Consider the following 14,474-nt stretch of genomic DNA (forward strand, 5'->3'; position numbering starts at 1 on the left):
AACCACTTCCACCGATTCCTTTCACATTCTCAACCATACTGATAAGAAGAATTGGTTTGTCCACGCTTTTATCTGCCGTAAACACCGAAAACCACCCGATTTCTTTGCCAGAAGTATCTTCTTTCGTTGCCTTCAACTCGGCTGTCCCTGTTTTTCCAGCCAGCAAAATATCGTCACGATGTGCAGCATATCCGGTTCCTTCCGGATCATTTACAACACCTTCCACCCCTTGCATAATTTCTTCTACATTTTCTTTGCTAAACGCATTTTCTATCCATGTTTCACCGGATGCTTCTTCTTTGTATTTCAAATACGGTTTTATCATATTCCCTTCATTTAAAAATGAAGTATAAATACTTGCCAGATGTAATGGATTTACAAGAATCTGCCCTTGCCCATAACCACTATCTGCCAATTGTATTTCTGTTTCTATTTTATCTGTATTGGAATATGTTGATTCCTGCATCGCAATCTCAAACGGCATATCCTGATTAAATCCTATTTCATTTAAAGTATTCATAAAATTCTCACTACCAATTTTAAGAGCTGCCTTTGCAAAATAAATATTATCAGAATAGATAATTGCATTTTTCATAATAACCGGTTCATATTCATGAAGTGTTGTCACTTGATAAGATCCCCAAGACGAATCTTTCTGCCATGCCAAACCTTCATTTCCAAAATCTTCTTTTGGATCTATGCTTTCCGTTTTCAACCCAATTCCTGCCACAACTGGTTTAAATGTTGAGCCAGGACACCATACTTGACGAAAACGATTATATAATGGCTTCTTTTCGTCTTCGTTTAATGATGTCCATTTCTCTGATGATAAGCCCCGTATAAATTCATTATTATCATAAGATGGGGTACTTACCAAAGCCAATACTTCTCCCGTATAAGGATTCATTGCGACAGAACACCCCGGATCTTCTTTAAACTGCTCGTATAATGATTTTTGCAAATCGGAATCTATCGTTAATCTTATATCCATACCATCTTCTTTAAAAATACTTGCAAGAACCTCTTTTACTTCCCCATCACTATCCAAAATCTTTATATCACAACCATCTTTTCCTTTTAATTGCTTTTCGTATAACTTTTCCACCCCAGATCTTCCGATTACACTTTCAGCTGAATATCCTTCCCCTGGATGATTTTCCAAATCTTCTGCTGTTACAGACTGTACATAACCAATTAAATGAGCTGCTGCTTCCCCTAACTCATAGGTTCTAACTTCCACATCTGATAGCATAACCCCTGGAATTTCCAAAAGTTTATTCTGACAATCCTGCTCCTCAAGTGTCTTTTCTTCTGGCTGTATTTTCATTAAATCTATTTCTTCTACTTTCGGAATAGTTTCAATTGGTACAAAAGAATCTTCTTTTACCCACTTTGCTGTGAGTTTGTTATTTATTGTTTCTACATCTATCTCTAATAACTCCGCTATTTTTTCAATAGATACATTCCTGTCTTCCAGCTTTCCCGGTATAATGCCAACTGATGTTGCTACTCCTTTTCCTGCAAGCATTTTACCATCTCGGTCTAATATTTCTCCTCTCTCCGCTTTTGATGTAGTAACACTTATTTTATCATCACTCTCTAAATCTGGAAAAATCAGGCTATCCTGCCATACTAATTTATATCCCTGTTTCGTCTTCTTCAGTTCCGCCATATTGTCAAATTGTATTGTTCCGGCAATTGTATTACATGATGTTTCATACGAAAGCGTAACTGTATCTGCTTTTTTCTCTTTCACAGCTATATGACTGATTTTAATGTCACTGACCTCTATTCCTTCGTATATCTTAGAATTTCGTTGTATGTATTCTTCTTTTGTCAGATAAACTTTTTCATCTGAATCTATCATAGTATACATTACTTCATATTCCTTTTTTTCAATATGGTTCATATATTCCACAAGTGTGTCTTCTGGTGATTCCGTTATCGTCCTTTTTAATAAAACACCTCCTGAAACAGCAATTACTGTTATAGCTACTATCAGCCCAAAAATCTTACAAGCGTAAGATTTTTGGATATTTTGCTTTTTTCGTCTATTTTTCATAGATATTCCTTTCTTCTAATTTTTTTGTTTCTTAAATCTTACGCTTGTAATATTTAAAAGTCAAGTCTATTTTCAGGAATTGTATACTCCAGATTCACCATTAGACTATCACACTTTTTCTCCTGCCTTTTAATATGCCGGGACACCGTATCCATAGATATTACTGCTTCCGATACGGTAACTCCGTCTTGCCACTTTATCCCCACTGTTGCCTTCTATGGTATTGACGGTTCCACCGCTGACACTCTCTACAATTCCAACGTGGTCAATCGTCCCATTATTTCCCCAGTCAAAGAAAATAATATCTCCTGCCACCGGGGTATAACTTCCGTCACGGAACCTACCTTTGCTTTCAAACCACTTCACACCGTCCGAACAAAGAGAAAATTTCGGAATGACTCCACTCTGAATATAACCGCTCTGGTCTGCACACCAGGACACAAAGCAGGCACACCACTCTACCCTGCCTCCAAATCCATACCATCTCCAATAAGTCGTTCCGCCTTTTCCTTCCTGCGATGCTGCCACCTGAACGATTGCCTGATTGCCGATACCTGTCGGGATTCTTCCAAATGCATAATACTGAAGCACATGTGGTACATACTGCTTGTCCCCATAACTGCTCCACCCCATTCTCTGTGCCATCATATCAGAAAATTCTGCTGCATTGGCAAGGGTATATCCACCTCTAGCTTTCGCCCATTCCAGATATCCATTTCCATAATTGTAGCTTTGCAATGCCAGTTTAATATTTTCCATATCCAGAGGATTTTTTACTCCTGCACGTTCCAGACAGCTTTTTATTTCCTGCACTCCGCAAGAAATCGAATACTCCGGATCTGTGATTCCATTCGGCTGTTTGGGATATTTTGTATTAAAACTGCCCTCTGAACACTGCATCGGGTCAAGTCCTCTCCCACCGGATTCCTGCATCATAATCGCTTTAATCAATTCCACATATTCACCAATTCCATATTGGTTTGCATACTGCCGAATTAGTGGCTCATATGCTTCTACTTCTGCACTGACAGAAGAAACCGTACTGGAATTATCCCCGCCTGTCATGCAAAGAAATCCACCAAATAAAATGACGATAATCAATATCACCACTGCAATCCAACCGCCTGCGGTCAATCCACTTAACAATGCTTTTATAGCTTCCATCAACGCTTTTATTACATGTGTTACTGCCTTTGCTGTCGTTTTCACTGCAATCTTTGTATTCTGTGCTGTCTGTCTTGCTGCCTGCACTGCTTTTTCTGCTTTTTTCATGGAATAATGCATTGCCCGGACAGAAACATTTGCTGTCTGCTCCGATGTCTTAATACTGGTCTTTGCCGTCTGTTCTGCAGTCTTGACCGCTTTTCCAGAGGTCTTGATAGTACCTTTTCCAGTATTCTTTACAACCTGTTCCGATGCTCTCCCGGTCTTGATGGTTCTTTTATCCCGTTCAATGGTCTTAATTTTTTTGACAGCAAGTTCTTTTCCCTGCTCCTGTGCCGTTTCTCCGCCTGAAGGCGGTACTGGTCGAATTTCTTCTTTCGGCTGGTAAACTGTTTCTTCGCCTGTCGAAGAAACAGAAGCTTTCTCTTTCTTCCGTTCAATAATCTTTCCTGCCTGTCTGCGTACCTGATGCCCTGTTTCGTGAAAGATGCGGTCAGCATACTTGCTGGCCGCATCTTCTGCATAACCTACCGGATTATTCTCTCTATCACTAGATTTCTCCGTCGATTGCATGATATTTTCTTTTGTTCTGACATAGGACTGCTTAACATGGTCTGTCACTGTAACTGTCTTATCTAATACTTTAATATCCTTATGGACTTGGCGTGTTTTTATCTTACGATCCATCGCTTTTCTCCATTTGAATCTTTATCTAGCGTTCATGATTAGTTTCTTTTTTGCTCACCTGTGGCAGTTCCCGGCAGTATTCCGGGTATTTCATGCGGATTGCTTCATAAAAATATGATGCATAGCCACAATCGAACATCTCGTATGGGGTAGACAGACTTTCTTCTCCCTTCTCCACATATCCATTCCACAAGTTGAAAGCCAGTCTGGTCAATCGTGCCGAACCGCCTGTCTGCCACCCTTCATGCAATGCTTCTGGTTTAATCAAACGCTCTTTAAAATCAAACATGCGATCAACATGATTTCTGGTATCTTCAGAAATTCCCACACAATAGAAAAATGAACTGTAATAACTGTCGTGCTTTCCGCATTTAGCTAACATCTGATAAAAAAACTTTTCGTGTTCCTTTGATGAAAATCTGATTTCTGACATATTTGGCTCCTTTTCCGGCACTAAAAAACGCCACAAATTGTGACGATTTTCAGTGCCTTGCTTTTCATTATTCAAAATATTTTTAATTTTACATTCTTCCCCGGTTGATACTGTCCTCTCCCGGCTTTGTGGTCATCAGTTTATACAACCTTGTATTGGTTGGGAATCTATTGACGAACGGTACAAGCGAACTTCCATATTTCACCAGACCACAACCGGCATCTGCATTTGTGATATATCCCATTTGCTCTGTAGAAATATTCAAAAGTGTCGCCAACTTTGCTCTGTCCGGCTCTGCCTGATTAAGCATCACGATATACTCACTGTTGGAAATCATCGTACTTGCAAGAACAGAATCTAACAGATAGTAGGGTAGGGTAAAGGCGCCTTGCCGCCGCTGGCGGCAGGTTTCCTACACCCTCCCTCGGAACCGGACTTACTCCTCTCGAAGTATCCGGCTCCCCATTAGTAATTGACGTATTGATTAGTGTCTGTGTATTCTTTCATGGCACTTGCTGCAAACAACAAGCGTTTTTCTCCGCTTCTTTTTCATCACGGTTTCCCAATCAGAATTACCCAACTCGTTTAAGTTCCGTATGACGTGAACTTCATACAAATCGGCTTCTTTACACCCACATAATTCACAAACTCTGGCATTGAGCCGTTGTCTGATAGTGGTTTTCCAGCTAAATTTCTTTCTCTGATAAATAATGTCACTCGCTTCGCCACGCTTGCAGTCTGCGATTTTAACAGGGCGAACACGTTTAGTCCCTGCTTTAGTTTCATAAGGGACAGACCATGTTTTCCCGTCTTTATACTGGCGAATGATTTTGCGGATACTGGTTTTATGCTTATTGGCAATCGTCTTTAAGCAACTGTACTCCATGAGATAGCAGAAGTAGTCCAGCGTGTGATAATCACAAGCCAGATTGTAATAGTTGCATAATCCTTTTGCTTCGGCATTGTACTGTTCCACAATCTCGTAATCCGCAAGGTTGAGAAGTCCGGCTCTGTGTATCGGCTGAAACTCCCCGTTTTCCTGCTGGCGAATGACTTTCTTTGCAAACATGAATTTTTCAATCTTTTCCGTATGGGGAATAGACAAGGCGACTTTCATGTGCAGGGTACGGGATTTTCTCCACGTTCCGTTTTTCATTCTGTGACCTTTGACTTCCTGATTTCTGCGGACACAAATATCATAGCCAATGAAGCGGACTTTTTCGGAGCTGTGCGTTATCAGCGTCTTTTCCTCGCTTAGAGTTAATTTCAGCTCTGTGCTTAGAAATTCAGCGATTTCGGCTTTCAATTCCTCACATTCCGTTTTTGTGCCGCACACGCCTGCCAGCCAATCGTCCGCATAACGGACAAAAGTAAACTTCTTGTTGTCGGCAGGTTTGCAGGGCAGATTTCTCATAGCTTTCTTCTGCGCCCTATGTTGGTCAATCAGTTCTTGTCTTGCCGCTTCATCAGCGGTATGGTCAATCCAATAGGACAGTCTTTTTAATTCTTTGCTTGCCGCATGATATTCCGGTGTCTGATATGCAGACCTCGGTTTATCAAAGCGTTCTGCGATTTCCCGAAACTTCTTGTCCAGCTCATTCAGATAGATATTTGCAAGTATTGGAGAGCAGATACCACCCTGCGGAGAACCGCTGTAAGTGGCGTTGTACTTCCAATTCTCGATATACCCAGCTTTCAAAAACTGGCGAATGATGTTCAGAAAACGACTGTCTTTGATTTTCCTGCTCAAAATTTCAATCAGTTTTTCGTGATTGATGTTATCAAAACAACCTTGAATATCGCCCTCGATAAACCAAACCACGCCCGTGAAGTCAGAAGAAATCTGACGGAGTGCGGTATGACAGCTTTTGCCCGGTCTGAAACCGTGGGAATGACTGTCAAAGACAGGTTCATAGATAGCTTCCAAAATCATTCTGACAACTTCTTGCAGGAGTTTGTCACGGAAAGACGGGATACCCAGAGGGCGGAGTTTTCCATTTTTCTTTGGAATATACTCACGCCTTACAGGATTAGCCTTGTAGGTTCCATCCTTTAATGACTGGATTAACTCTTTTACATAGAAGTCACTGAAACCGTCTGCGGTATCGTCGTCGATACCCTGTGTTGTTGCGCCTTTGTTTGCATAAAGTTTCTGGTAGGCGGCGTAGTAAATATCTTCACGAAGCAAATATCTGTAAAGCCTTGTGAACACGCCGTCTTTGTGTTCGCTGGAACACTTTTCAATACGCTCTAAAATTTCAGATGTTGGTTTCATTGAGGTTTCTCCTCCCTTTCATTCCTACATTTTAGATGTTACTAACTGGCTCCCTTCGCCATGTAAGCGGCTTTCCCGCATCCGAATTTACGGCATTCCCTGTCAATTCAGGGTTCTCAAACTACTATGGAGCCTCCGTTACCATATCCGGCAAATGAGCCGAACTTAGGCAATCCCCAGTTAGCACTGTGCATAGGTTAATGAAGATTGTCGGATATGCTTTCGGTTCTTTGTGACGTGTTCTCACGCCTGTTTCATAACGTGTTGGCAGTTGTCCCGCCGTGAAAGATGACGTGACAGCGTTATGACATGGGTTTCAGGACTTTTCCCACACCTGCAAAAAACAGGAACTGGAACCTTGCATTCGATAAACCCAATCTTATCCTCATATCTTCTTAACATTAGGAAACAGTCGCACCTAAGTCCTTTGGTGACTATTCCTTTTTCTGCCATGCGCTGTTCCCGTAAAGGATTTCTCCTTAGTCGGTAAGGCAGATTGTTTCGCACACTGCCGTGTGCGGCAGTACCTTAAACTGCTTTGCACAGCGCCCTATCTGGGCGCACTTCCACGTTCTGTGTGATTGCTGTCGGGAATGCATTACGCTTACGAAATCTTCGCCATGCAGAGTTAAAAAATGCTCCGGAATACTCATTTTCAAATACTACATGAAACTCGTCTAAAAAAATATGGGTTCGCTTTCCCTGTTTCCAGTTCTCCGTTACCCGGTTCAACATTGCATCAGTGATTACCAGAAGTCCCATGGTCTTTAACTGTTTTCCTAAATCCAGAATGTCGTATACCATGATACGGTTATTCACATCAACATTACTTTCATGTGCAAATGCGTCCAGACTTCCATTGGTAAATAATTCTGATACCAGTGCCAAATCCTGTGCTTCCGGTTCTTCCTGTTCTAAAAATTTTTCACGCAACACCCGCAAAGTCGGCACTGCTCCGCCATGCTGATATTCCTCATAAACTTCTCCCACACATCGGTCAATAATGGAACGTTCCTTTGCATTGATTCCTTTTTTATCCAACTGTTCAAACAGAGATAAAATAAACTGTGACTTCTCAATCACTGGATCACCGCCATCTCCATATCCGTCTACCATATCCATTGCATTGATATGGTCCCGGCTTCCTGCAGCAATGCGAACCACTTCTCCGCCCATTGCTTCAACTAATGATGCATACTCTCGCTCTGGATCACAAATCAGGATATCGTCCTGCGTTGCCAGTGCCAGGAATACAATCTGCATTTTTGCATTAAAGGATTTTCCACTTCCCGGTACTCCTAAAAGGAATGAGTTTGGATTTAACAGTTTTTCTTTATTACACATGATTAAGTTATGGGAGATTGCATTTTCACCGCAATAGATTCCACCTGCGTCCATAATCTCCTGCACCCGGAATGGCATCAACACTGCTACACTCTCCGAAGTCAGTGTGCGGACTGCCGGAATCTTCCGGTGTCCGATGGGTAGTGCTGTATTCAGTCCGTCCATCTGCTGAAATTTCAGAACAGAAAACTGGCATAACTTTTTCCGTCCGATTGTCAGAAGTGTTTCCGTATCTGCATCAAGCTGTTTTTTCGATTCTGCCGTATGCACCATAGTCAGTATACCGAACATCATACGCTGGTCACGTGTGGTTAAATCGTCCATGAACTCTTTACTTTCTTTTCTCTGCTGTTCCAAATCATAAGGAATCACTGCGGAAAAGTTATTGTTGGCATTTTGGCGTCGTTGCCAGTTTGTTATATTAGTCTCCACACCTAACAAACGTTTTTCCACTTCCTGTACTGCTTCATCAGTCGGAACCGGAATCACATCAATGCTCAACATCAGATTTCGATTCATGTCGGTCAGTTCTGCTATCATATCGTCTTTGATGTAAGAAGCATACTCACGAAGAAAAAGTACTCTTCCATAACGATCTCCCATGCGGAAATAATCTTTTTCAAATTCAAAGGTATCCGGACAGATATAATCTTTAAAGCTGTGTCCTTTTCTCATATTCTCCTGAATATCAAAATGGAAACCAGATTCTTCTCCTGTACGGTAAAAATCGTGCAGAATCCGTAACTTATCTTCTCCATTTATCTCTACACATTTGGAACCCAATCTTGCAAAATGACTGTTCAGCTCTGTTGTCACTCGTGCAAAATACGTTCTGGCTTCTTCGATTGTTTTCTTATAGCAGGATACTGTCACATATTTTTCCTGCACCATGCTGTTGGAACTGGTTGCCTTATCTAAAAGCATATTGTTGTACTCTTTCCGATATAAATCCAGTCCGTCCTCCTGCATCGGAATCAGGATTGCTTTTTCAAAATCCACCTTATTCAAGCGGCGATTATTGATCGTTATTTTTGTTGTTCCACCGCAATCGAAAGAATTTAATAAATCCATATATTCCAGGAACATGGTTTCCTTATCTACTTTGCTTGCCACCGCGTAGTTGATATCTGTAAATTTATAAGTACGTGCAAATTTATTTCTCCCGATTTTAAAAATCCCGTCTGACCAGATAGTCTCGATGGGAATTACCTGCTGTACGCTTCTTGGAATTACAAATTTTTCTTTATCCTGCTTGAAAATATTACTCAGCGTTTTTATCATTCTTCTTGCGTCCCTCCTTCTTCAGACTTTCTTTCTCATATTTTTTAATGACTGGTTCTACCGCATCAAAATAAAGATTTTCTGACCGGAACACCAGTTTTTTCGGCATCAGGATTTCTGATTTTATCCATGCCCAGATAAACTGCTCCGCTGTCATTCCATGATATTTTACAAACCCGAACACTACACATGGGGCAGCTCCCAGTACACAAATCCAGCTCACTGTTTCCATGCTCATGTATGGGTGAAGCAAAAAATAAAGCCCAACGGCAATCCCGCAGGCTAATCCTGAAAAGATAAACTGTCTCAGGGACAATCCGAAAAAGATTGCTTCCGTGTAATCCCTGATTTCCTTGTTAATTTTTACTTCCAAAACGATACACCTCCAAATCGCACATTTGTTATATTTTTTCTGTTCTGTTACACTTTGGGTAAATGAAAGGGGGGACTGACCTATGCCAATCACTGTTATGATTTCACTTGTTGTTACCGTTGCTCTATTCCTGATTTCTCTGCTGTTTCGGATTGCTGCCAGATTAAATCTGACCTTACCGCTGTTATACTTTCTTGCTGTTTCCACAATTCTGAATCCATGGGCAGCAACTCATGAGAAACTTGCATTTGCAATCCTCTATCTGCTGACTGCCTTTTCTGTTCTCAGCTGGATTTTTGCTCTGCGACGCAAATGGCAGGAACATCAATACTACAAAGTTATGAAAGACGATATGTCCTTCCAGATTTCTCGTGCCAGACAAAGAGGGATTCCATTAGATTCTGTTCATTTCGATTCTCAGGGAAATATGAGATATAATGACAGCAAAGATATTGTAGAATAGGCTCATAACATACAACAGGGTATGTACGGTTTCTTACCATACATACTCTGTTTTTTATAATCCCATCATTTCCCTCACTACCCTGTCTGACATCTTCACCGCACCGACCAGTACAAGCATATTGAAAATCAACTCTCCAATATAGCTCCACACCATAGTGACTACTGCTGCATCTGGATTGACAACTGGCGGTGATGATGCAAACAATGAAAATATAATGCAGGCAAGTACCACGATTGCTCCCTCCAGACACACTGCTGCGTATGACTTCAAAAAACTTCTTCCGATATTCTGACTCGGCTCTCCTGCAAATGAAGATAATGGAATCGGTGCAATCGCTGTGTAAAGATACAATCGAAAAAATCTTCCATATACACTCATAATCATAATGAAGCTCAGAACTGTAATAAAAAGTCCACCGATCAACGTCACCGCCCATAGAGGAATACTTTCAAAAAATCCACAATCTTCTACCGCTTCTATGATTTCGTCCGGTAAAACGGTATCTTCCGTACTTCCAAATCCTGCGGTCTGCATAATCGTACTGGTCACTCCTTGTATGATATTGAATAATGCCATCATCAGCTCCAGTCCATACGTGACTACGCCTTTTGTAATCGCAAAACGGATAAAAATTTTCAATGCATGTTCCGGTCTTTTTACCTCTGTAAAACTTCCACAAGTCTTGACCACTCCGACTACAAAGAAAAGCACTAACAAAGCATAGCCGATTGCCTGCAATGCTCCATGGATCTGCACAATCACCTGCCAGATACCGCCACCCTTAAAGGTTTCCGGTGACTGTGTGAGTATCTGCCAGATTTCTGCAAGTTTGCTGTTCCAGGTATCCAAGGCATTTTGCAAGTTCTGTACTACCCAGTTATCTGACACCTTCTAAACACCTCCTGTCTTAGCCTGGGCGGTGCGATTCCTTTCGGACCTGCACCGTCCCGTTTCCTTATTTCCTATTCTTCTTAACCTGTAATCAGATTCAGGATTTCTTTTGCAAATGTAATAATAACACCGCCTGCAAGTGTCAGGAATCCATTCGCTCTCTGGCTTGGATCATGAGATTTCAGTGATAAACCGACCTGCACAATTCCAAATCCCAACAAAATCATTCCGATGGCACGAATCAGTCCAAAGATAAACGTGGACAGATTATTGATAACGGTCAGTGGATCGTCTGCCGCAAATACGGTACTTGCTCCTGCTGTCATAATCAGTACCATTGCAATATACACTGCCATGGCACGTTTCATTTTTGCTGTCATTGGCAGCTTCTTCGTTGATTTTGTTGTTTCTTTCTTCTCCTGCTTCTTTCGCATATCTAACTTCATTTTTTTGATAGCCTCCTATATATTTTTCTTGGATTTACTGATATTTCTGAATGATTTCTTCCAGATCTTCATCGGATAATAATTCATAATCTTCCACTTCCAGAGAATCATCTGTGAACTCGCCTTCCAAGCTGTCTCCCAGTGAAATACTTGCCACTGCCCGGTCAACTGCTCCATGCAGATATGGTTTTCCGTTTCCGTCAGTTGTAAGTCCCACATTGGGGTGCTTTAAAATATCAAATTTCTCGTCTAAAATTGGTCTTTCTCCACGAATAAAAAGAATCGCATATCGGTTATCCAACATGCGAACTTCATCGGGTGTCATCAGCTCCCGCCCTGTATTCTGATAATTGGTGGAATAGTTCCCGGAATGTCCCGTTGACTTTCCATAGGTGTTCGTGTCAATCGTTGCCTTGCCAAGAAGTTCGCTGACATATTTATGTGTTCCCTGCTCATTGCCGCCTAAATATAAAAATTCATCACAATTTCCCATAATGCTTTCCCACTGCTTCTCAAACAATGCTTTTAACTGCGCCAGATTCTGCAAAATAATACTGACTGACACTTCCCTGGAACGCATCACAGACAGAATCTTATCGAAGTCATCAGGCAGTGAAACATTTGCAAATTCGTCCATGAGGAAATGCACATGAACCGGAAGTCTCCCTCCATATTTATGGTCTGCCAGATAGAACAACTGCTGAAATAACTGGGTATACAAAATTGACACCAGAAAGTTGTAACTGGTGTCGTTGTCCGGGATTAACGCGAATAAAGCCATTTTTCGCTCTCCCAGTGATGGCAGGTCTAAATCGTCCGTTGCGGTCAGTGCTGCCAGACTGGATAAGTTAAATTTCTCAAGTCTTGCTGCAAGTGTAATCTGAATGGACTTTAATGTTTTTGCACTACCAGAGTGATAATCTTTGTAATACTTCACTGCAATGTGTTCTGGATTTTTCATTTCCAACCGCTCAAATAATTCATCAAGTGGTGACTGATACTGGTCATCGTCTTCTCTGACTTCTCCGGCACGTAACATTTCCATTACCATCGGAAAATTCTGTTCTTCCTCTGGTGCTTCATACTGTAAATAGAAAATCAGTGCCAGCAACAGCATGGAAGCTGCAGTATCCCAAAACGGATCGTTTGACTGACTTCCCTTGGGTGTAGTCGCTTTGAATAGGTTCGTTACCAATCTCTGCACATCGTTATCGTCCTTCAGATATACAAACGGGTTATAGCAATGGCTCTTTTCCATGTTGATCAGGTCAAGCACTCTTACCTCATATCCTTTTTCTTCCAGAAGATACCCAGTATCTCTTAGATTTTCTCCTTTTGGATCTAAAACCACAAAAGAAGTATTCGCCTGCATCAGATTCGGCTTTGCAAAAAATCTGGTCTTCCCTGAACCGGAACCACCAATCACAACCGTCAATACATTTCGCAAATGTTTCCTCATGTTATAACTGATCTGCACATGCATGGTCAGCAACTTATTTTTTGTAAACCGCTTCTCCTTGTATCTGCGATTTATTTTCTTCACATTTCCCCATTTAGCAGAACCATGTTCTTCACCTCGTCGGTAATGTTTCTTGGTAGAAATATAAATCCCGATTCCCATGCCGTAAGACAGCAAAAAAATAAGGACAGTTTTTACACTGTCCCCACATAACCGAATCGAAAACGGATGGTTCATTGCTTCCGGGACTCCATCCAGAATCCCCATAAGACCAGACGAAAGATAAGGTGCGACAAGTAACGCAAACCAGATAACCGGGATAATTCCAATTACCGCCAACATCAGACTGCTCTGCTCATCATCGTTCTTCATGGCTTCTGCGTCCTCGCTTTTCCTTCTCCGACGGTACTTCGATTTTCTCAATGACTTTCATTAAAACGTCATCGACAAGCTCCGTATCTTTTCCCTCTTTCAGCATCTGATTCCGCTTGTCCTTTAGGGAATGGAACACTACGCCACTCTCATATTTATCCAGTTCTAACGTAATCGTATCACTGCTCATTTTGCATTCTCCTTTCCCGAATTTTTCTAGCGTGCTTCTTTTCTATGTTGTCCTCTGGATTTCTGTTCTTTCTTTTCAGGCTCTGGATTTTCTTTCTTATCTTTCACATTTTCAGAACTGTCTTGCCCGTTTTTTTCAGCCTCTGACTGTCGGTAAGTTGCATTCCGATTCTGATCCAGTACCTTTGCCATTCTTGCAGAAATTGTATTCGCTGCATCTCTGGCTCTGGAAAGTTCCACTCTCACTTCCTGAGTCTCCATTTTTTCAAAAAACTCTGGTGCATGTAAAAAATTATATCGACTGGTATCCATTCCATATTTTTTACACAACATATAAGACGCACACGATACATGAAATGCATCTTCATTTTTATCATAGTGTGGATTTCCATCCGCATATCCGGCAAATACCAATTCCGGCACAAGATTCTGAAAGATTTCCTGTGCACTCATCCCTTTTCTTACATAAATACAACCTTCTTCCGGTTTAAAAAATGCTCCTTTTTCATCCGGCATCTGTTCTGGTTCTGCTGCAACAATATTTACCGGAGGGGTACTGACTAACGCCCGGATTAAATCATGTTCTTCATATTCTGACTTTTGAATTGTAGTATCGGACATTGTTGTCTGAGAAATATCATATAGCTTTTTCGCATTATAATAATTTCCAACTGTACCATCTTCACGCTTATATGTTTTTCCTGGCTCTAAAATCAGAACTGGATTCTGTTGTTCCATACGTTTTAAATAAAATCCATGATCTCTCCAGTATCCATAGTCACCTAATTTCTGTGCATCTGGTCTTTGTGCCAGAATCAGAAGTGCATTATTGGTAGTATATCGATCAAAGGTACTCTGTACATCCAGATACTTCTGCAGCATTTTCCCATCCGTTGCCACTTGTGCGGTTACCTGCTCTGACAACTCATAGCAGCGATTCCTGTTATTTTTGCTTTCCGCAATAAATGCCTGTACCTTTTCATCCTGTGGTACAGCCGATGCATTTAATAAAGAATCAAAACTATTATCCAT

General features: G+C 41.3%; 11 protein-coding genes and 2 pseudogenes. 1 reads left to right on the plus strand and 12 read right to left on the minus strand.

Going from position 1 to position 14,474, the window contains the following annotated elements; translation table 11 throughout:
* The 7 genes and pseudogenes from PG840_RS08085 to PG840_RS08115 all read right to left on the minus strand — a co-directional run.
* A partial coding sequence (locus PG840_RS08085; protein ID WP_270613500.1) for a penicillin-binding transpeptidase domain-containing protein occupies positions 1-2,062 on the minus strand: 2,062 nt, incomplete at its 3' end.
* A 129-nt stretch (positions 2,063-2,191) separates the two neighbouring features.
* The gene (locus PG840_RS08090; RefSeq protein WP_195484228.1) at positions 2,192-3,913 is read right to left on the minus strand and encodes a lysozyme family protein; all 1,722 of its coding nucleotides are present in this window, start codon (positions 3,911-3,913) and stop codon (positions 2,192-2,194) included.
* Positions 3,914-3,938: 25 nt separating this feature from the next.
* A complete protein-coding gene (locus PG840_RS08095) occupies positions 3,939-4,346 on the minus strand; it encodes a DUF6075 family protein (RefSeq protein WP_028087880.1) in 408 nt (135 codons plus the stop codon).
* A gap of 88 nt (positions 4,347-4,434) precedes the next feature.
* Positions 4,435-4,710, minus strand: a pseudogene (locus PG840_RS08100) (VirB4-like conjugal transfer ATPase, CD1110 family); the annotation flags it as partial.
* A gap of 120 nt (positions 4,711-4,830) precedes the next feature.
* Entirely contained in the window at positions 4,831-6,621 is a 1,791-nt protein-coding gene (locus tag PG840_RS08105; RefSeq protein WP_009296951.1) for a reverse transcriptase domain-containing protein, read from the minus strand.
* A 564-nt stretch (positions 6,622-7,185) separates the two neighbouring features.
* A pseudogene (locus PG840_RS08110) lies at positions 7,186-9,246 on the minus strand (VirB4-like conjugal transfer ATPase, CD1110 family); the annotation flags it as partial.
* On the minus strand, positions 9,227-9,619 hold the full coding sequence (locus tag PG840_RS08115; RefSeq protein WP_021740709.1) for a PrgI family protein: 393 nt from the start codon (positions 9,617-9,619) through the stop codon (positions 9,227-9,229). The gene PG840_RS08115 and the pseudogene PG840_RS08110, both read right to left, overlap by 20 nt.
* A gap of 82 nt (positions 9,620-9,701) precedes the next feature.
* On the opposite strand from PG840_RS08115, the gene PG840_RS08120 reads away from it, so the two are divergent.
* Entirely contained in the window at positions 9,702-10,082 is a 381-nt protein-coding gene (locus PG840_RS08120; RefSeq protein ID WP_021740710.1) for a hypothetical protein, read from the plus strand.
* A 54-nt stretch (positions 10,083-10,136) separates the two neighbouring features.
* Here PG840_RS08120 and PG840_RS08125 read toward each other — a convergent pair whose 3' ends face one another.
* From PG840_RS08125 to PG840_RS08145, 5 genes are all read right to left on the minus strand, one after another.
* A complete protein-coding gene (locus tag PG840_RS08125; protein WP_021740711.1) occupies positions 10,137-10,973 on the minus strand; it encodes a hypothetical protein in 837 nt (278 codons plus the stop codon).
* A gap of 83 nt (positions 10,974-11,056) precedes the next feature.
* The gene (locus tag PG840_RS08130) at positions 11,057-11,422 is read right to left on the minus strand and encodes a hypothetical protein (protein WP_006426171.1); all 366 of its coding nucleotides are present in this window, start codon (positions 11,420-11,422) and stop codon (positions 11,057-11,059) included.
* Between the two features lie 34 nt (positions 11,423-11,456).
* Complete coding sequence (locus PG840_RS08135) at positions 11,457-13,253, minus strand: VirD4-like conjugal transfer protein, CD1115 family (protein ID WP_195484229.1); 1,797 nt, start codon at positions 13,251-13,253, stop codon at positions 11,457-11,459.
* Positions 13,240-13,443, minus strand: coding sequence for a hypothetical protein (locus PG840_RS08140; RefSeq protein WP_006426173.1), 204 nt, complete (start codon positions 13,441-13,443; stop codon positions 13,240-13,242). The genes PG840_RS08135 and PG840_RS08140 overlap by 14 nt, the downstream gene beginning before the upstream one ends.
* A gap of 26 nt (positions 13,444-13,469) precedes the next feature.
* Positions 13,470-14,474, minus strand: coding sequence for a hypothetical protein (locus PG840_RS08145; protein WP_021740713.1), 1,005 nt, complete (start codon positions 14,472-14,474; stop codon positions 13,470-13,472).

The organism is Coprococcus sp. AM97-35, assembly GCF_027697525.1.
GTDB lineage: Bacteria > Bacillota > Clostridia > Lachnospirales > Lachnospiraceae > Allocoprococcus > Allocoprococcus comes.

Bases quoted from the DNA above. Each gene is read 5' to 3' on its own strand.
- PG840_RS08105 (WP_009296951.1), bottom strand. From the start codon at position 6,621: ATGAAACCAACATCTGAAATTTTAGAGCGTATTGAAAAGTGTTCCAGC.
- PG840_RS08120 (WP_021740710.1), top strand. From the start codon at position 9,702: ATGCCAATCACTGTTATGATTTCACTTGTTGTTACCGTTGCTCTATTC.
- PG840_RS08145 (WP_021740713.1), bottom strand. From the start codon at position 14,474: ATGGATAATAGTTTTGATTCTTTATTAAATGCATCGGCTGTACCACAG.
- PG840_RS08090 (WP_195484228.1), bottom strand. From the start codon at position 3,913: ATGGATCGTAAGATAAAAACACGCCAAGTCCATAAGGATATTAAAGTA.
- PG840_RS08130 (WP_006426171.1), bottom strand. From the start codon at position 11,422: ATGAAGTTAGATATGCGAAAGAAGCAGGAGAAGAAAGAAACAACAAAA.
- PG840_RS08095 (WP_028087880.1), bottom strand. From the start codon at position 4,346: ATGTCAGAAATCAGATTTTCATCAAAGGAACACGAAAAGTTTTTTTAT.
- PG840_RS08135 (WP_195484229.1), bottom strand. From the start codon at position 13,253: ATGAAGAACGATGATGAGCAGAGCAGTCTGATGTTGGCGGTAATTGGA.
- PG840_RS08140 (WP_006426173.1), bottom strand. From the start codon at position 13,443: ATGAGCAGTGATACGATTACGTTAGAACTGGATAAATATGAGAGTGGC.